The 17,179-nt window shown below is 69.9% G+C and carries 15 protein-coding genes; 8 read left to right on the top strand and 7 right to left on the bottom strand.

Annotated features, from left to right (window positions below):
• Nucleotides 1-61 precede the first annotated feature (61 nt).
• Nucleotides 62-1,414 carry a M14 family metallopeptidase gene (locus IGS69_RS22460; protein WP_190902333.1) on the top strand — a complete coding sequence of 451 codons (1,353 nt, stop codon included), beginning with the start codon at nt 62-64 and terminating at the stop codon, nt 1,412-1,414.
• On the opposite strand, the gene IGS69_RS22455 is transcribed toward IGS69_RS22460, so the two are convergent.
• From IGS69_RS22455 to IGS69_RS22435, 5 genes are all read right to left on the bottom strand, one after another.
• Nucleotides 1,411-1,977: a hypothetical protein gene (locus IGS69_RS22455; RefSeq protein WP_190902332.1), complete on the bottom strand. Its 567-nt coding sequence runs from the start codon at nt 1,975-1,977 to the stop codon at nt 1,411-1,413. The genes IGS69_RS22460 and IGS69_RS22455 overlap by 4 nt on opposite strands.
• Nucleotides 1,978-2,042: 65 nt before the next feature.
• Nucleotides 2,043-3,521, bottom strand: a complete 1,479-nt coding sequence (locus IGS69_RS22450) for a GntP family permease (RefSeq protein WP_190902331.1) — start codon at nt 3,519-3,521, stop codon at nt 2,043-2,045.
• Nucleotides 3,522-3,626: 105 nt separating this feature from the next.
• Complete coding sequence (locus IGS69_RS22445; RefSeq protein WP_190902330.1) at nt 3,627-4,037, bottom strand: RidA family protein; 411 nt, start codon at nt 4,035-4,037, stop codon at nt 3,627-3,629.
• A complete protein-coding gene (locus tag IGS69_RS22440) occupies nt 4,034-4,795 on the bottom strand; it encodes an IclR family transcriptional regulator (protein WP_190902329.1) in 762 nt (253 codons plus the stop codon). Before IGS69_RS22440 ends, IGS69_RS22445 begins: the two co-directional genes overlap by 4 nt.
• On the bottom strand, nt 4,792-5,826 hold the full coding sequence (locus IGS69_RS22435; protein WP_190902328.1) for a sugar kinase: 1,035 nt from the start codon (nt 5,824-5,826) through the stop codon (nt 4,792-4,794). The genes IGS69_RS22440 and IGS69_RS22435 overlap by 4 nt, the downstream gene beginning before the upstream one ends.
• 162 nt (nt 5,827-5,988) lie before the next feature.
• Here IGS69_RS22435 and IGS69_RS22430 point away from each other — a divergent pair, with 162 nt between their 5' ends.
• A complete protein-coding gene (locus IGS69_RS22430) occupies nt 5,989-7,263 on the top strand; it encodes an amino acid deaminase (RefSeq protein WP_190902327.1) in 1,275 nt (424 codons plus the stop codon).
• 12 nt (nt 7,264-7,275) lie between these two features.
• A complete protein-coding gene (locus IGS69_RS22425; RefSeq protein ID WP_190902326.1) occupies nt 7,276-8,889 on the top strand; it encodes an N-acyl-D-amino-acid deacylase family protein in 1,614 nt (537 codons plus the stop codon).
• A 25-nt stretch (nt 8,890-8,914) separates the two neighbouring features.
• Here the strand turns inward: IGS69_RS22425 and IGS69_RS22420 are convergent, their stop codons facing one another.
• The gene (locus IGS69_RS22420) at nt 8,915-9,841 is read right to left on the bottom strand and encodes a S1 family peptidase (RefSeq protein ID WP_190902325.1); all 927 of its coding nucleotides are present in this window, start codon (nt 9,839-9,841) and stop codon (nt 8,915-8,917) included.
• Nucleotides 9,842-10,003: 162 nt separating this feature from the next.
• The gene (locus tag IGS69_RS22415) at nt 10,004-10,792 is read right to left on the bottom strand and encodes a hypothetical protein (protein WP_190902324.1); all 789 of its coding nucleotides are present in this window, start codon (nt 10,790-10,792) and stop codon (nt 10,004-10,006) included.
• Nucleotides 10,793-10,917: 125 nt separating this feature from the next.
• On the opposite strand from IGS69_RS22415, the gene IGS69_RS22410 reads away from it, so the two are divergent.
• The 5 genes from IGS69_RS22410 (at nt 10,918) to IGS69_RS22390 (ending at nt 17,058) form a co-directional block, all read left to right on the top strand.
• Nucleotides 10,918-12,129, top strand: coding sequence for a pyridoxal phosphate-dependent aminotransferase (locus IGS69_RS22410; RefSeq protein ID WP_190902323.1), 1,212 nt, complete (start codon nt 10,918-10,920; stop codon nt 12,127-12,129).
• 131 nt (nt 12,130-12,260) lie between these two features.
• Entirely contained in the window at nt 12,261-12,680 is a 420-nt protein-coding gene (locus tag IGS69_RS22405; RefSeq protein WP_190902322.1) for an SCO4983 family protein, read from the top strand.
• A gap of 481 nt (nt 12,681-13,161) precedes the next feature.
• A complete protein-coding gene (locus IGS69_RS22400) occupies nt 13,162-16,401 on the top strand; it encodes an RHS repeat-associated core domain-containing protein (protein ID WP_232543614.1) in 3,240 nt (1,079 codons plus the stop codon).
• A 107-nt stretch (nt 16,402-16,508) separates the two neighbouring features.
• Nucleotides 16,509-16,697, top strand: coding sequence for a hypothetical protein (locus IGS69_RS22395; protein WP_190902321.1), 189 nt, complete (start codon nt 16,509-16,511; stop codon nt 16,695-16,697).
• Nucleotides 16,698-16,890: 193 nt separating this feature from the next.
• The gene (locus IGS69_RS22390) at nt 16,891-17,058 is read left to right on the top strand and encodes a hypothetical protein (RefSeq protein ID WP_190902320.1); all 168 of its coding nucleotides are present in this window, start codon (nt 16,891-16,893) and stop codon (nt 17,056-17,058) included.
• Nucleotides 17,059-17,179 lie beyond the last annotated feature (121 nt).

The raw sequence follows: 17,179 nt of genomic DNA, 5'->3' as shown, positions 1-17,179 counted from the left end.
TTTGCGCCACCCGCACCACGTACGTCGCACGGAACAACCCCACCTCCCACAAGGAGATTTCATGCGACTTCGCATACGAGGCTCCGGTGCCCGCACCGGCAGACGCACCGCCGCCCTCGCCGGCCTCCTCGCCCTCGCCCTCGCGGCGCCCCTGTCGGCGACGACGAGCGACGCCACCGCCGACAGTGCCCGCAAGGCGGCCGCCCCGGCCGACGACGTCCGGCAGTACGAGGTCCGTCTGCACTCGACGGCCGAGGACCGCACAGCACTTCAGCGCACGGGCGTGACCGTCGACGAGGTCCACGGCCACGGTGTCGTCGTCTCCGGCCGCGCGGACCAGATCAAGAAGCTGCGCACGCTCGGCTACGAGGTCACCCGGCTCGGCGCGGTCCCCGACCGCTCCGCCGGCGAGGACGACGTCCGGCTCTTCGACTTCCCCTCGGGCGACTCGAAGTACCACAACTACGCGGAGATGACGAGCGAGATCAACTCGATCGTCGCGGCCAACTCCTCGATCGCGAGCCAGCGCGTGATCGGCAGGTCGTACCAGGGCCGGAACATCGTCGCCATCAAGATCAGCGACAACGTGGGCACCGACGAGTCCGAGCCGGAGGTGCTGTTCACGCACCACCAGCACGCCCGCGAGCACCTGACCGTCGAGATGGCGCTCTACCTGCTGCGCGAGCTGACCTCCGACTACGGCTCGGACTCACGCGTCACCGGCCTGGTGAACAACCGCGAGATCTGGATCGTCCCGGACATCAACCCGGACGGCGGCGAGTACGACATCGCCACCGGCTCCTACCGCTCCTGGCGCAAGAACCGGCAGCCCAACTCCGGTTCCTCGTACGTCGGTACGGACCTCAACCGCAACTGGAACTACCGCTGGGGCTGCTGCGGCGGCTCCTCCGGCTCCACGTCCTCCGAGACGTACCGCGGGGCCTCCGCCGAGTCCGCGCCCGAGGTGAAGGTCGTCTCCGACTTCGTGCGCAGCCGGGTCGTCGGCGGCACGCAGCAGATCAAGGCGGGGGTCGACTTCCACACATACAGCGAGCTGGTGCTGTGGCCGTTCGGCTACACGTACTCCGACACGACGACCGGGATGACCGCGGACGACAACGCGGCGTTCAAGGCGGTCGGCCGGAAGATGGCCGCGAGCAACGGCTACACGGCGGAGCAGTCCAGCGACCTGTACATCACCGACGGGTCCATCGACGACTACCTCTGGGGCACGCACAAGATCTTCGCGTACACCTTCGAGATGTATCCGCGCTCCGGGGGCGGGGGGTTCTACCCGCCCGACGAGGTGATCGAGCGGGAGACCTCCCGTAACCGCGACGCGGTGCTGCAACTGCTGGAGAACGCGGACTGCATGTACCGGTCGATCGGCAAGGAGAGCCAGTACTGCGGTTAGTCCGCGTCCGCCTCTGCCTCTGCCTCAGCCTTTGCCTCGGCCTCGGTCTCTGTCTCTGTCTCGAAGTAGGCGTCCAGGACCGCGTCCAGCTGCTCGTCCCACTCCTTGAAGTGGCTCCTGGCCGGCGCCTCGATCTCGATCGGGTACCAGCGCCGGTCGGGGGTGTGGACGGTGACGGTGTACCGCTTGCCGAAGCGGGCCGTCTCCGTCTCCACCGCGCCGATCTCGTCCCAGCGGAACTCGCAGTCCTGGTCGTCCAGGGACAGGCGTACGCCTCTGTGGTCGGCGACCATTCTGGCGCGGCGGTCGGACGCCTCGAAGACGGGGCCGTCGGTGTCGGTGTCCTCCTCCTGCTCGGAGGGGGACACCTCCGCCGTCTCCGCCGCCTCTTCCGGCTCGGCGGCGGCCGCGTCGGCCTCCTCGGCGTCCGCGACCTCAGGCTCCTTCTCCGGCCCGTCCTCCTTCGTCCGTCGGGACGCGGGTGACGTGAGCCCGGGGATGAAGGCCGGGTCGAATCCGGCGCCTTCCAGGGGCTGGCTGCTCGAACCTATGCGCTGCTCCACAGGGGAGGAGTATGGTCGAGAAACCTGTGCGGCACACAGTCGACCCCGACTTCGTTATCAGACGCCTACACGAACAGGCTCAGTACCGCCGCCACCGCGAACCCCGCCACGGACAGCACACTCTCCAGCACCGTCCAGGTCTTGAGGGTGTCCCGCTCGCTGATGCCGAAGTACTTGGCGACCATCCAGAAGCCTCCGTCGTTGACGTGCGAGGCGAAGATGGAGCCGGCCGAGATGGCCATGATGACCAGGGCGACGAAGGCCTGGGAGTGGTCTCCCTCGGACAGGAGCGGGGCCACGATGCCCGCCGTCGTCACGATCGCGACCGTCGCCGAGCCCTGGGCCACGCGCAGGACCACGGAGATCAGATAGGACAGGACGAGCACCGGCAGGCCCACGTCGTTGAAGGTGTCCGAGAGGGCCTGGGCGACGCCGCTGGCCTTGAGGACGGCACCGAAGATGCCGCCCGCGCCGACCACCAGCAGGATGTTGCCGACCGGCTTGAGGGACGCGGTGGACACCGTCTCCAGGGACTTGCGGGACCAGCCGCGGCGGATGCCGAGCAGGTAGTACGCGAGGAACAGGGCGATGGTCAGCGCCACGAACGGGCTGCCGAAGAACTCGATCACCGAGCGCAGGGTGGAGGGGTCCAGGGCGATCGAGGAGAAGGTCGCCGCCAGGATGAGGACCAGCGGGGTGCCGATGATGCCGAGGACCGTGCCGAGGGAGACCGGCTGCTCGCTGGGCGCGACGCCGGCGGCCCGCTGCTCGTCGACGACGGCCTGCTTGGCCTCCTCGGCCGCCTCGACCATGTCCTGCGGCACGGGGACGAAGATGCGGCGGCCGATCCACGCCGAGTAGCCCCAGGCGGCCACCACGGCGGGCAGCCCGCAGACGACGCCCATGAGGATGACCCAGCCGAGGTCGACGTGGAGGAGACCGGCGGCGGCGACCGGGCCGGGGTGCGGCGGCAGGAAAGCGTGCGTCACGGACAGGCCGGCGAGCAGCGGCAGGCAGTAGAGCAGGATCGACTTGCCGGAGCGCTTGGCGGCGGCGTAGACGATCGGGGCCAGGACGAAGATGCCGACGTCGAAGAAGACCGGGATGCCGAAGATCAGGCCCGTGAGGCCCATGGCGAGCGGGGCGCGCTTCTCGCCGAACAGACCGAGCAGACGCCTCGCCAACACCTCGGCGCCGCCGCTGACTTCGAGGATCGCGCCGAGCATGGTGCCCAGGCCGATGATGATCGCGACATGGCCGAGGATGCCGCCCATGCCGGATTCGATGGTGGAGACGGCGTCCGACTTCTGGACCGTGCCGAAGAGTTCGGTGACCGACAGGCCGGCGGCGAGGCCGACGGCTATGGAGACCGCGAGCAGGGCGACGAACGGCTGGAGTCTGACCCTGATGATGAGGAAGAGCAGCAGCGCGATGCCGAGCGCGGCGGTGAGCAGGAGTCCGGCGGTGCCGTCGACGAGGAGGAGCAGTCCTCCCGTGTGGGGCGGTGTCTCGACGGGGGCGGACGCGGCGAGCGGATGGGACATGCGGGGGTCCTCTGCGTAAGTGCATGCAGCTTCTGGGTAGGGGGGAGCGCGACGCGGCGCATCGGGGCGCCGCGCCTCACGGGCGTGCGGGGGGTGGGGGGTGGGTCAGCCGAGGACGGCCAGGGCGTCGATCTCGATGAGGAGACCCGCGGGGAGTCCGACGTAGACGGTCGTGCGCGCGGCGGGCGGCTGGGTGAGGCCCTGCTCCTCGAAGTACGCGTTGTAGAGGGCGTTCATCTCGGCGAAGTGGTCGACGTCCGTGAGGTAGACGCGGATCATCATCACGTCGTCCCAGGAGGCGCCGCCCTCCTCCAGGATGGCCTTGACGTTGGCCAGGGTCTGGAGGGTCTGCTCGCGCAGGGTCGGCCCGGCGGGCGTGGGCGCCTTGCCCTCCTCGGCGGGCAGGAAGCCGACCTGGCCGGCGACCTGGAGGATGTTGCCCTTCTTCACACCGTGCGAGAACTTCGCCGGCGGGGTGGTGTGGGTCTTGGGGGTGAGTGCGATCTTGTCCGTCATGTGGTGCCCTTCACTGGTGTTCTGCCGGAGTACTCCCCGCTGATGGCGTCCGCCGTACGGCGCACCAGCGGCAGGAGGGTGAGGAGTTCGTCGGCGGTGACGACGACGTTCGGCGCGGAGACCGACATCGCGGCGACGACCCGGCCGTCGGCGCCGCGGATGGGCGCCGCGACGCAGTTGATGGACTCCTCGTGGCCGCCGAGGTCGGTGGCCCAGCCCTGTTCGCGCACCTTCTCCAGCTCCCGCAGGAAGGCGCCGGCGTTGGGGGTCGAACGGGACGTGTACGTGGGGTAGTCGAGCTTCTCCGCGATCGCGCGCCGCTCGTGCTCGGGCAGATCGGCGAGCAGCAGCTTCGCGACCGCCGCGACGGTGATGGCGACGGGCTTGCCGATGCGGGAGTACATCCGCACCGGGTAGCGGCTCTCGACCTTGTCGATGTAGAGGACCTCGTTCTCCTCGTACACGGCGAGGTGCACGGTGTGCCCGCAGCTCTCGTTGAGGCGGACCAGGTGGGGGTGGGCGATCTCGCGGACGTCTAGGTTCTCCATCGCCTCCTGGGCGAGGGCGAAGAGGCGGGCGCCGAGGCGGTAGCGCTGGTCGGACTGGCGGTAGATCAGCCCGTGCTCGTGGAGGGTGCGCAGCAGCCGCAGGGCGGTGGACTTGTGCACGCCGAGGCGGTCGGCGACCTGCCCCAGGTCGGCGGGGCCCTCGGCGAGCAGCGGCAGGATGCTCAGCGCGCGGTCGACGGTCTGGCTCATGGCGTTCGTACCTCCTCGTCGGCCCGCTGTGTCTCCTCGGTCCAGCCCGGGCCGAGTCGCAGTCTCCCCCATGCCGCGTCGCCCAGGGCGACCAGCCGGTCGGCGTGGTCCCGCGCGGGCGGCTTGGCGAGGTCGCCGGGCACGGTGAGTGCGGCGGCGGCCATCAGATGCCCGTGCCGCAGCCGCTCCCGCACGGGCAGTCCGCGCAGGGTGGCGGAGAGGAACCCGGCGGCGAAGGCGTCGCCCGCGCCGACCTCGGCGACGACGTCGACCCGGGGTGCGGGGACGAAGGTGACCTCGTTGTCGTGGAAGACGGTGGCTCCGGCCGCGCCCTGCTTGACGACCAGCACCTCGGGTTCGGGGAGGGCGGCGCGGACGGCTTCCGCGCTGTGCAGGCCCCATGCCTCGTCCTGCCCGACGAAGACGAGGTCCGCGCCCCGGGCGAGGTCGCGCAGCACCGTCGCGGCGTCCGTGTCGCGCCACAGGCCCGGCCGGTGGTTGACGTCGAAGGAGACCAGGGGGCGGCCGGGGCGGCGGTCGGTCAGGGCGCGCATCAGGTCCAGGCAGGTCCCCGACAGCGCGGCGGTGATCCCGGACAGGTGCAGCACGCGCCCGGCGCGCACCGCCGCGGGGTCGGGGTCCGTCACGCTCATCGCGGAGGCCGCGGAACCCGTCCGGTAGTAGGCCACCTCGTGGGCGTCGCCGGCCCGGTCCCCGGCGGTGCGGAAGTAGATGCCGGTGGGGCGGCCGGGGTCGCGCCGGACGTGGGCCACGTCGACTCCGTACCCGCCGATCGTCTCCACCAGGTGATCGCCGAACGCGTCGTCCCCCACCCTGCTGACCCAGCGCACGGAGTGCCCGGCCGCCGCCAGCACGCACGCCACGTTCGACTCCGCCCCGCCGATGCCCCGTGCGAAGGACGGCACGTCGGCGAGGCGCCCCGGGCGGGAGGGCAGGAACGTGACCATGGACTCGCCGAGCGCGACGACGTCCACGACGTCGGGGGCGTTGCAGGGTCCGGTGGGGGTCACGATGCTCGTAGCTCCTCGTCGAGGCGTCGGGTGCGGCTGTCGGGGATCGGTGCGGCCGGTGGCGGTTTCATTGACCGGGGGTGGCCGAGATGTTAGACAGCGTTCAGCGACATGCGCAATGAAGGTTGCAGAGATTGCAACACCGCAGATCAGGGAGGCTTCATGACGGCCGACACCGCCCAGTCCCTCGCCCGGCTCGCCGCCGAGCGCGTCGATCACCGCTTCAAGGGCCTCCCGCCGGACGCCGACGGGCTGACCGTCGCCGAGCTGGCCGGCCAGCGGCGCAACCTCTTCACCGGCGGCTTCGCCACGCCCGTGCTCGCGCTGTCCGCCGAGCGCCTGGAGCACAACCTGAAGCTCATGGAGACGTACGCGGCCCGGCACGGCCTGGCCTTCGCGCCGCACGGCAAGACCTCCATGGCGCCGCAGCTGTTCCAGCGGCAGATCGAGCACGGGGCGTGGGGCATCACGCTGGCCGTCCCCCACCAGGTGCGGGTGGCACGGGCGTTCGGGACCCGGCGCGTGTTCCTGGCGAACGAGCTGGTGGACGCGGCGGCCCTGCGCTGGATCGCGGCCGAGCTGGACGCCGACCCGGACTTCGAACTGATCTGTTACGTCGACTCCGTGCGCGGGGTGGAACTGATGGACGCGGCGCTGAGCGGGGCAGGGCGTCCCGTGGACGTCGTCGTCGAGCTCGCCGCCGGTGAGGGCGCCCGCACCGGCGTCCGCACCGAGACCGAGTGCGCGGCGGTCGCGGACGCGGTGGCGGGCACGCGGACGCTGCGGCTGGTCGGCGTCGCGGGCTACGAGGGCGAGGTGCCGAAGGCCGACAGCGAGCGGGTGACGGCGTGGCTGCGGCGGCTGGTCGCGCTCGCCGCCGACTTCGACAAGGCCGGGCGGTTCGCCGGGCTGGACGGGATCGTGGTCAGCGCGGGCGGCAGCGCCTGGTTCGACGCGGTCGCCGAGGTCTTCGCGGAGATCCCCGAACTGTCCCTGCCCGTGCTGAAGTTGCTGCGCTCGGGCGCCTACGTCTCGCACGACGACGGCCACTACCGCAAGCTGACCCCGTTCAACCGGGTCCCCGAGGAGGGCGCCCTGGAGCCGGCGTTCCGCCTGTGGACACAGGTGGTGTCACGGCCGTCGGCCGAGCAGGCCTTCGTCAACGCCGGCAAGCGGGACGCGGCCTACGACCTCGACCTGCCCTTCGCCCAGGTGATCCGCCGGGACGGCGCCGAGCGCCCGGCCACGGGCGTGTCGGTGACGGCCCTGTCCGACCAGCACGCCTGGCTCGCCACCACGCCGGAGGCGGATCTGGAGGTCGGCGACTGGGTCGGGCTCGGGCTGTCCCACCCGTGCACCTCGTTCGACAAGTGGCAGCTGATCCCCGTCGCGGAGGCGGACGGCACGGTCGTCGACTACGTCCGCACGTTCTTCTAGGAGGCGGGCGCGATGGAAGAGCTGGTCATCCGGGACGCCGACGTCGTCGACGGCTCCGGCGCGGACGCGTACCGGGCCGATGTCGTGGTCGACGGCGGCCGGATCGTATCGATCGTCAAGGAGGCGGCCGCGGCCGGCTGTCAGCGGCCCGAGGCGCGCCGGGAGCTGGACGCCGAGGGGCTGGTGCTGTCCCCCGGCTTCGTCGACATGCACGCGCACAGCGACCTGGCGCTGCTGCGCGACCCCGACCACGGCGCCAAGGCCGCGCAGGGCGTCACGCTGGAGGTCATCGGCCAGGACGGGCTGTCGTACGCGCCGGTCGACGACCGCACGCTGGGCGAGGTGCGGCGGGCGATCGCCGGGTGGAACGGCCCGGGTGACGACATCGACTTCGACTGGCGCACGGTCGGCGAGTATCTGGACCGGCTGGACCGCGGGATCGCCGTGAACGCGGCCTATCTGATCCCGCAGGGCACGGTCCGGGCGCTCGCCGTCGGCTGGGAGGACCGCGAGGCGACCCCGGACGAGCTGGACCGGATGCGCCGGCTGGTCGCCGAGGGCCTGGAGCAGGGCGCCGTGGGCATGTCCTCGGGGCTGACGTACACACCGGGCATGTACGCGCGAGGCGCCGAACTGACCGAGCTGTGCCGGGTGGTGGCGTCGTACGGCGGCTACTACTGCCCGCACCACCGCTCCTACGGCGCCGGCGCCCTGAAGGCCTACGAGGAGATGGTGGCGCTGACCCGCGAGGCGGGCTGCTCTCTGCATCTCGCCCACGCCACCATGAACTTCGGCGTGAACAAGGGCCGGGCACCGGAGCTGCTGGCGTTGCTGGACGAGGCGCTGGCGGCCGGGTCCGACATCAGTCTCGACACTTATCCGTACACCCCGGGCTGTACGACGCTGGCCGCCGTGCTGCCGAGCTGGGCGAGCGAGGGCGGCCCGGAGGAGACGCTCCGGCGGCTGGCGGACGAGGAGACGGCGGAGCGCATCCGCCACCACCTGGAGGTCAGCGGCTCGGACGGCTGCCACGGCGTGCCCGTCGAATGGGACACGATCGAGATCTCGGGCGTGGGCGATCCGGCCCTGGCCGATTTCGTCGGCCGGACGATCCGGGAGTCGGCGGACCGGCGGCGTGAGGCGCCCTGGGTGACCGCGCGCGGGCTGCTGCTGGCCGACCGGCTGGCCCCGACGATCCTCCAGCACGTCGGGCACGAGGAGAACGTCCGGGCGATCATGCGCCACCGGGTGCACACCGGCGGCTCGGACGGCATCCTCCAGGGCGCCAAGCCCCACCCGCGCGCCTATGGCACGTTTCCCCACTACCTCGGGCACTACGTCAGGGAGTTGGGGGTGCTGTCGCTGGAGGAGTGCGTCGCACACCTCACCTCGCGTCCGGCCGCGCGGCTCCGGCTGCCCGACCGGGGTCTGGTCCGCGAGGGCTACAGGGCCGACCTGGTGCTCTTCGACCCGGCGACGGTCGCGGCGGGCTCCACCTTCGCGGAGCCGCGCACGCTCCCGACGGGCATTCCGCACGTCCTGGTCGACGGCCGGTTCGTGATCGAGGACGGCCGGCGCACGGACGTGCTGGCGGGCCGGGCGGTCCGCAGGACTCCTCCCGCGTGACCGCCCGGCCTGCACCCTGCCTGTCTTACGGCTTGGGCAGGGTGCAGCCGCTCGCGCTCAGGTCGAGCTTGTTGCCGATCCCGAAGCAGGCCGGGATCCCATAGGTCTGCTGGGCGTAGTTGATGCCCTGGCGGACGGTCACGTTGCCGTTCGCGTCGACCTCGCAGGGGTTGTTCACCGTGCAGCGCTCACCGTCCTCGTTACCGGTGTTGTTGATGGCGACGACCTTGTTGGTGGCCTGGTCGACGACGGGGGAGCCGGACGTGCCGCCGATGGTGTTGCAGGCGGAGGTGTAGCGGACCGAGTCCTTCCAGGTCCAGTCGCCCTCCTTCAGGGTGGGGACGAACCCGTCGATGGTGCAGCTGTAGATCCGCTTCCAGTAGCCGGAGGGGATACTGATGGCGGTCCCGGCGACCGGGTGACTGTCGTTCAGCGTCAGCGGGTTGATGTTGTACGAGCTCTTGATCTGCGCGTACGTGGTGGTGAGCTGGTACAGCGCGACGTCCGTGTCGGTCATCGTGCCGTAGGCGAGCTTGGCGGCGCGCAGGGTCGCGACGCGCGAGCCGGAGGCGTTGAGCAGGCCGAAGGTGCGGCTGGACGCCTTGTCGACGAGGACCTCGCCGGGGCCGGGGAAGCCGGACTCCAGGCAGTGGCCGTTGGTCATCACGAGCGCCGGGTCGTCGGCCTCGGAGTCCGGCATGCGGACGACGGAGCCGGAGCAGTTGCTGAGCGCGACGGTCCCGGCGAAGTTCACGGCCTTCGCCTTCTGGCCGGTGAGCCCGGACAGCGCCTGCTCCACGGACGTGACCACACCCGAGACGGCGGATGCGGCCGAGCCCGTGTCCGCGGCCTTGCCGACGCCCGTGGGGGCGGCATCGGCAGCGGTCGCGGGAGCCGCGCCGGCCCCGGCTATCGCCAGGGCGCAGAACGCGGCGGCGAGAGGTTTTCTCATGGGGGGTCCCCTCTTGCGACGGAGGCGACCGGAAATCTTCCGGCCGCCCGCACTTTTGTCATGTGCATTGTGATCGTCACAAGGGGGGCGGCACAAGAACCTGTTCCACATCCGGAATCCCGGGTTCCGCCCCGACCCTACTCAACCGCCGCTACGGTCCGGTCACTTGGGGTCCTTGGTGCCGCCGGGGCCGCGTCCGGGCTTCTGTCCGGACCTGCCGGGTGCCGAAGTGGAGGCGGTGGGAGCGGAGTCCACCGGGGCACTGCTCGTGGGGCCGGGGGCCGGGGGCGGCGCGCTGTCCGTGACGGACGCGGACGGCGTCCGGCTCGCCTCGGAGGACGGCGACGCGGAGGCCTCGGCGGACGGCTGGTCGGATTCGACCGGTCCGGCGACGAGTGGAGCGTCGGAGGCCCTGGCCGGACCCGACGTCACACTCTCCGCCGTCGGCGACTCCCCCGCCGTCGGCCCCGTACGGCCGCCCTCGCCGCCCCGCGTCCCACCGGAAGGCGAACCCGAGAGGGAGAACCCGGCGATCAGGGCGATCACCGACACCGCACCGACGGCACCGGCGGCGACCGCCACGCGGCGCGCGAGCGGGGGAGCCGGCTTGCGCCGGGCTCGGTGCCCCCCACCGGCCCGGCCCCGCTCCGGCACCGCGGGCAGCTCACGGGTGTCACCGGCGCCGCCCGCACCGGCGGGTTGCACGCCGCCGGGGTACGCGCGCGTGGCGTTGACACCGGGGCGGGTGCCGCCCGTGCCGTCCACGCCGCCCGGATACCCGGCACCGCCGCTGCCCGCCGTGTCGTACACGTCCTGCCAGCCGTGCGCCGCCGCCGGATCCGCGTACGCGTCGTAGGCGGGGGGCTCGGCGGCCTGCGGCAGGTACACCTTCGGCGCGTCCTGCGGCTCGGGACCGCTCACTCCGTCGGCGTATTCGAATGGCTTGGACATGGCGGCGCATTCTAGGGACCGAAGGTGCTGGTGGGACAGCAGTCGGCGATATCGCCCCAAATCCCCGCGTCTCACGTGGCGGAAAACACGGCCCGAGAGGCATTACCGGGCCGTAAGCTCCCAGCATGCAGGTGATCCAGTCGACCAAGCTCGCCAATGTCTGTTACGAGATCCGGGGCCCGGTTCTCGAGGAGGCGATGCGCCTGGAAGCAGCAGGGCACCGCATCCTCAAGCTGAACACCGGCAATCCGGCCGCGTTCGGTTTCGAGTGCCCGCCGGAGATCCTGGAGGACGTCCTCCGGAACGTGTCGTCGGCGCACGGCTACGGCGACGCCAAGGGCCTGCTGGCCGCGCGCCGGGCCGTCGTGATGCACAACCAGACGCTCGGCATCGAGACGGACGTCGAGCACGTCTTCATCGGCAACGGCGTCTCCGAGCTGATCGTGATGGCGATGCAGGGCCTGCTGGACGACGGCGACGAGGTCCTCGTGCCCGCGCCCGACTACCCGCTGTGGACCGCAGCCGTCTCCCTGTCCGGCGGCACCGCCGTGCACTACCGCTGCGACGAGCAGGCCGACTGGATGCCGGACCTCGCCGACATCGAGCGCAAGGTCACCGACCGCACCAAGGCGCTCGTGATCATCAACCCGAACAACCCGACCGGGGCCGTCTACGACGAGGCGATGATCAAGGGGCTGACCGACATCGCCCGCCGCCACAACCTGCTCGTCTGCTCCGACGAGATCTACGACAAGATCCTCTACGACGACGCCACGCACACCCCGACCGCCTCCGTCGCCCCGGACCTGCTCACCCTCACCTTCAACGGCATGTCGAAGGCCTACCGGGTGGCCGGCTACCGGGTCGGCTGGATGTCGATCTCCGGGCCGCGCGCCCACGCCGACTCCTACATCGAGGGCCTGACGATCCTGGCGAACATGCGCCTGTGCGCGAACATGCCCGGACAGCACGGAGTCGTCGCGGCGCTCAGCGGGCGGCAGACGATCAACGACCTGGTGCTGCCGGGCGGGCGGCTGCGGGAGCAGCGGGACACGGCGTACGAGCTGCTGACCCAGATCCCCGGGGTGTCCTGCGTGAAGCCCAAGGGCGCGCTGTACCTCTTCCCGCGTCTCGACCCCAAGGTCTTCAAGATCAAGGACGACCGCCGGATGGTCCTGGACCTGCTCCGGCGCGAGAAGATCATGGTCGTCCAGGGCACGGGCTTCAACTGGCCGGAGCCGGATCACTTCCGGGTGGTCACCCTGCCGACGGTCGGCGACCTGACCGATGCGATGGGGCGGATCGGGCACTTCCTGGACGGCTACAGCCAGCCCTGACCGCGCACCCCCGACGCACCCCGACTGCCTGCTCACGCTTTGTGTGCAGGCAGTCCTGTTTTGTGAACAACTCAACTTTAGACGAAATCTAAGCTAGGATGGCTTCCTGTAAGAACTCAGGAGGCCTTCCCATGTACGAACCGATCCGCACCAAGTCGGTCCACAGCACGGTGGACGGCCCCAACCCGGACTTCCCCCACCGTTCCCGCGAGGAAGAGCTGGACATCCAGCTCGCCGGCCATCTCGCCGCCCTGCTCGCCGTCACGGACGAGCTGCGTGCGACGCAGGCCTCGGCCGACCTGGACACGGCCGCGGAGCGGCTCGCGGAGCAGGTGGGCCGGCTGCGCGGGGGACGCACCCCGGTCCGTGCACCGATGAGCGGCCGTCGCGAGGCCGGCCTCGCGGCCCTGCACCGGCGGGCGCACGCCCTGGCGGGCCGGGCGCTGGTCGTCGCCGCCTCCCGGGCCGACACGGCAGCGGCGATCCTGGCCGCCGAGCGGATGGACGCCCACACCGCGGCGCTGGAGCCGCGCGCCCTGGCGTCCCACTGAGCCCTTCGAGGCTCCCCCACACGGCCCCGGTCCGCGCGCACCCGCAGCGACGCGCGGACCGGGCGCCATCAACCCCTTCGTGAGGGCCATCCAGTACCCGCGCCCGAATCGGTCACGCCTACGAGGGCGGTGACGACGCGGCGGTGGCTCACGGGTTTCGGTCAACGTGCCCCTCGCAAGTGAGGACAGAACCGCGTATTCCGCCCACGTCACAGGGCAGTTGAGGCAGTATCACCCTGATTTGACGTGATGAACCGGCAGGGCTCATTCCGACCCGAATACAACAGGCGTTCGGGGGCACGCCGCGTCGACTTGTGTGCTTCTTGTGACAGCTTGTGTGGCCGAGGTGACCGTATGGGTCACGCGTTCTGTCTGACTTCCGTGGGGGAAGCTGATGCATTCACGTGCGGGAAGCACGTCGCTGTGGCGTGCCCGAAGAACACATAGAACCGTCCTTCTGTCCGCGATCACGACCGCCGCCGTGGTGCTCTCGGCGGCACCGGGACTGGCGGCGACGCCGAAGCCGGAGTTACCGGAGCCGGAGAGTCCGTGGACCCGGCCGACGAAGGTGGAGGCTCCGGCGACTCCGGCCGGGTCGGTCAGGGCACCGGAATCGCAGGCGGAGGCCAAGCCGTCGGCCGAGGTCGCCGCTTGGCGGGCGGCGCAGCAGGCCCGTACCGGTGGCAAGGCCGGCGCCGAACGTGCGGAAGCCGCTGCCGAGGCCATCCCGTTCGTTCCGGAGGGCCAGGGCGAGGTGCCCTGGCACCGGATCATCGACACACGCTTGAACGACGCACTCGTGACGCGGGTGAACGTCTCCGACGGCAACCTGATGCTCGCCGCGACGGACTTCGACATCGCCGGTGTGGGCCAGAAGCTCCAGCTGACCCGGACGTACAACTCCCTCGAGGCGCCGTGGGGGAAGGTGTCGCAGCGCTGGTGGCAGGCCTACGAGCGCTACCTCCAGGCCGGCGACGGTGAGGTGGTCGTCTACGACGCCACCGGCGACGCCCTGCGGTTCAAGGAGATGTCGACCGGCGGCTACACCACGCCGACGGGGTACTCCAAGGACCTGAAGAAGAACGCGGACGGCACCTACACCCTCACCGACCGCAAGTCCGGCACCAAGGACACCTACGACGAGCACGGCACGCTGACCAAGGTCACGGACAGGAACGACGGCACGATCACCGTCGGCCAGCACGACGAGGGCGGCGAGCACAAGGGCTTCAAGCTGACCGAGACCCGCTCGGGCCGCTGGATCGACCTGGTGAAGACGAACGCCAGTCAGTGGCAGGCCAAGGACCACACGGGCCGCACGGCCGTGTTCGATCTGGACCCGGCGGGCAACCTGGCGAAGGTCACCGACACCGACGGCAAGGCCACCGCCTACGCCTACGACTCCTCACGCCGTCTGACCAAGGTGACCACTCCCGAGGGCACCGTCACCCTGTTCACCTACGACGACCACAGCCGCGTCACCTCCATGCAGCGTGCCACCGAGGTGACCAGCGGCGGCCACATCGGTCCGACCTGGCGCTACGACTACACGGCCGCCACCCCGTCGGAAGCGGGTACGACGACGGTCACCGACCCCGAGGGCGACGAGACGCAGTACGCCCACAACGCGGACGGCGAGGTCACCAAGGTCACCGACCCCCTGGACCACTCCCGCCACGCCAAGTACACCAACCACCTTCTCCAGAGCGCGATCGACGCGATGGGCACGGGAGCGGACGGCACCGGCGGCAACACCACCACCTACGGCTGGGACGGCCGCAACAACGCCGTCTCCCAGAAGCTCCCGCTCGGGGCGACGGCGTCCGTGACGGCGTTTCAGACGATCGCCGGGACCGATCTGCCCAACGACTTCACCACCGCGGACGGCCGCAAGGACACCTTCAAGTACGACACCAACGGCAACACGATGTCGGTCACCACGTCCGGCACCGCCGGCGGCACCCGCGAGTACACCTACAACAAGGACACCCCGACCTGCGGCGGCTTCGAGGGCCAGCGCTGCACCGCCAAGGACGCGGGCGGCAAGGTCACCTCCTTCGAGTACGACACCAAGGGCAACCTCAAGAAGGTGACACCGCCCGCCCCGCTGGGCACTACGACCTACACCTACGACGCGCTCGGCCGGGTGGAGACCGTCACCGACGGACGCGGCATCAAGACCGTCTACGTCTACGACAACCGTGACCGCGTGACGAAGGTGTCCTCCACCAATGCGACGGTCACCTACGCCTACGACGGCGACGGCAATGTCAGGACCCGCACGGACGCCTCCGGCACCACGGGCTGGACCTACGACAAGCTCAATCGCGAGAGCGTCCGCACCCTGCAGAACGGCGCCCAGACGGCGCTGGCCTACACCCCGGGCGGCGAGGTCGACCACTACATCGACCCGACCGGCAAGACCGACTACACCTGGGACAAGGCCGGCCGCCTGGACTACTTGGTCGCCCCGGACGGCAAGAAGACCGACTTCGACTACGACGACAACGACAAGCGCACCAAGACCGTCTACCCCGGCGGCACGACGCAGTCGGTGACGATCGACGACAACGGCCGCCCCGAGGCCGTCAGGACCACGTCGGGCACGACCACGCTGATCGACCTGACCTACGGCTACAAGAACTCCGCGGGCAAGGACACGACGAAGATCCGCACCCGCACCGACAACCTCACCAAGTACAAGACCACCTACGACTACGACTCTCAGGACCGCCTGCGCTACGCACTGGAAGCCGACTCCGCGGGTGCCCGCAAGGCGTCGTGGCTCTACTGCTGGGACAAGGCCGGCAACCTCACCAGCCAGGACGGCACCAAGAACGCCTGCCCCGGCGGCACGACCTACACCTACGACGACGCCTCCGAGCTGACCGGCAAGAACGGCTCCACCACCGGCTGGTCCTACGACAAGCTCGGCAACGAGACGGCGGGCGCGAGCGCCACGGCTCGCACGAACGAGACGTGGACGGACCACAGCCAGCTTTCCGGCATCACGGCGGGCGGCAAGAGCTACGACCTGGTCCACGCCGGCACGGACAACTCCGAGCGCACCAAGCTGGGTTCGACCTGGTTCCACCACACCGCACTGGGTCTGGCCTCCACGACGACGAACGGCGTGGACACCGGATTCATCCGCGAACCGGCGGGCACCTTGAACTCCATGACGACTGGGGGGAAGTCCTACTACTACCTCACCGACGCCACGGGCAACGTCCTCGGCCTCACCGACGCCACCGGCAAGCGCACGCACACCTACGCCTACGGCCCCACCGGCCTGCCCCGCGGCACCACCACCGAGGCAGTCCCCCAGCCGCACCGCTACGCGGGCACGTACCTGGATCCGACCGGCCTCTACAAGATGGGCCACCGCTACTACGACCCCACCCTCGGCCGCTTCACCCAGCCGGACCCGTCGGGGCAGGAAAGCAACCCCTACCTGTACACCGGTGGCGATCCTGTCAACAACGTGGACCCGTCCGGACTCGGGTTCCTCGACAGTGTTTCCAACTTCCTCGAGGACACTAACGATATATGGGGAGCTGCCACGGGCTGCGTTGCTGGAATTGGAGCTGCGGCAGAAACGGGAATCATCACGGCGGCCAGCACCTTCGGGCCGTGGGGAACGGCGGGAGCTGTGGTGACAAGCTGTGCCGTCGGAGGGATTCTCGGCTACAACAACGCTGAGATAATCAGCTACGGCTAACGGTCTCCGGAGCGGCCGCACCGATTTGTCATCTGCGGTGGAGGGGAATGCAGAATGCAGCACCCTCCACCGCTGGGCACAGTACGTCGAAAGAGTGGAGTTTAGAAGTGGATGAAAAGCGAAAGCTGAAGATCTTCGCCGCTGTCAGCGGCGTGGTGTCAGTCGCCGCTCTGATCCAAGGATCTCTGACTGAAGGATCCGGGAAGATAATCCTCATCACGCTGGGCATGCTCGGGATCATCGGCATCGGAATGCTTACGTATGCCATGAAGCGTGGTGGCAGGTCAAGTCAATGAGAGGCAAGGACCCGAAGAGACTCCCTCCCGATCGGATGGACCATCGCTCCCTCCTCGTCACACTCATCTGGACCGGCATCGCGTTGGGAGTGATCGGAATCGCGCTGACCATCTTGGGCTGAGGTCGGCAGCGCAACCATTCGACGCACACCTGGCTTGCTATCCGGAAGCATCAGGAACCTCGAGTCAGAAGATGCGCTTCGTCAAGTCCAAGAGCGGGATGCTCCTGCAGCGGGCCGGTGGGGCGATCATCGTCGGCTGCTACGCCAAGGAAGCATGGCAGGACACCGACAACGCGTGGAGCGATGAGTTCAAGGACCTAGGCCACTGCGCCAACCCGGTCGACGACATCACCAGCTGACTCACGGGAAACGATGATGAGGAACGTCCCTTCATACCAGGTCGCACGCGCGGCCAAACTGCTGGGCTGTGCTTTTACCGTCGCGGTGGCCATGAACCTTGTGGCTGCCACATGGCATACC

The sequence above is a fragment of the Streptomyces tuirus genome (assembly GCF_014701095.1).
GTDB lineage: Bacteria > Actinomycetota > Actinomycetes > Streptomycetales > Streptomycetaceae > Streptomyces > Streptomyces tuirus.
The sequence above is the reverse complement of the archived record's forward strand: the minus strand, read 5'-3'. Positions and strand labels throughout refer to the sequence as shown.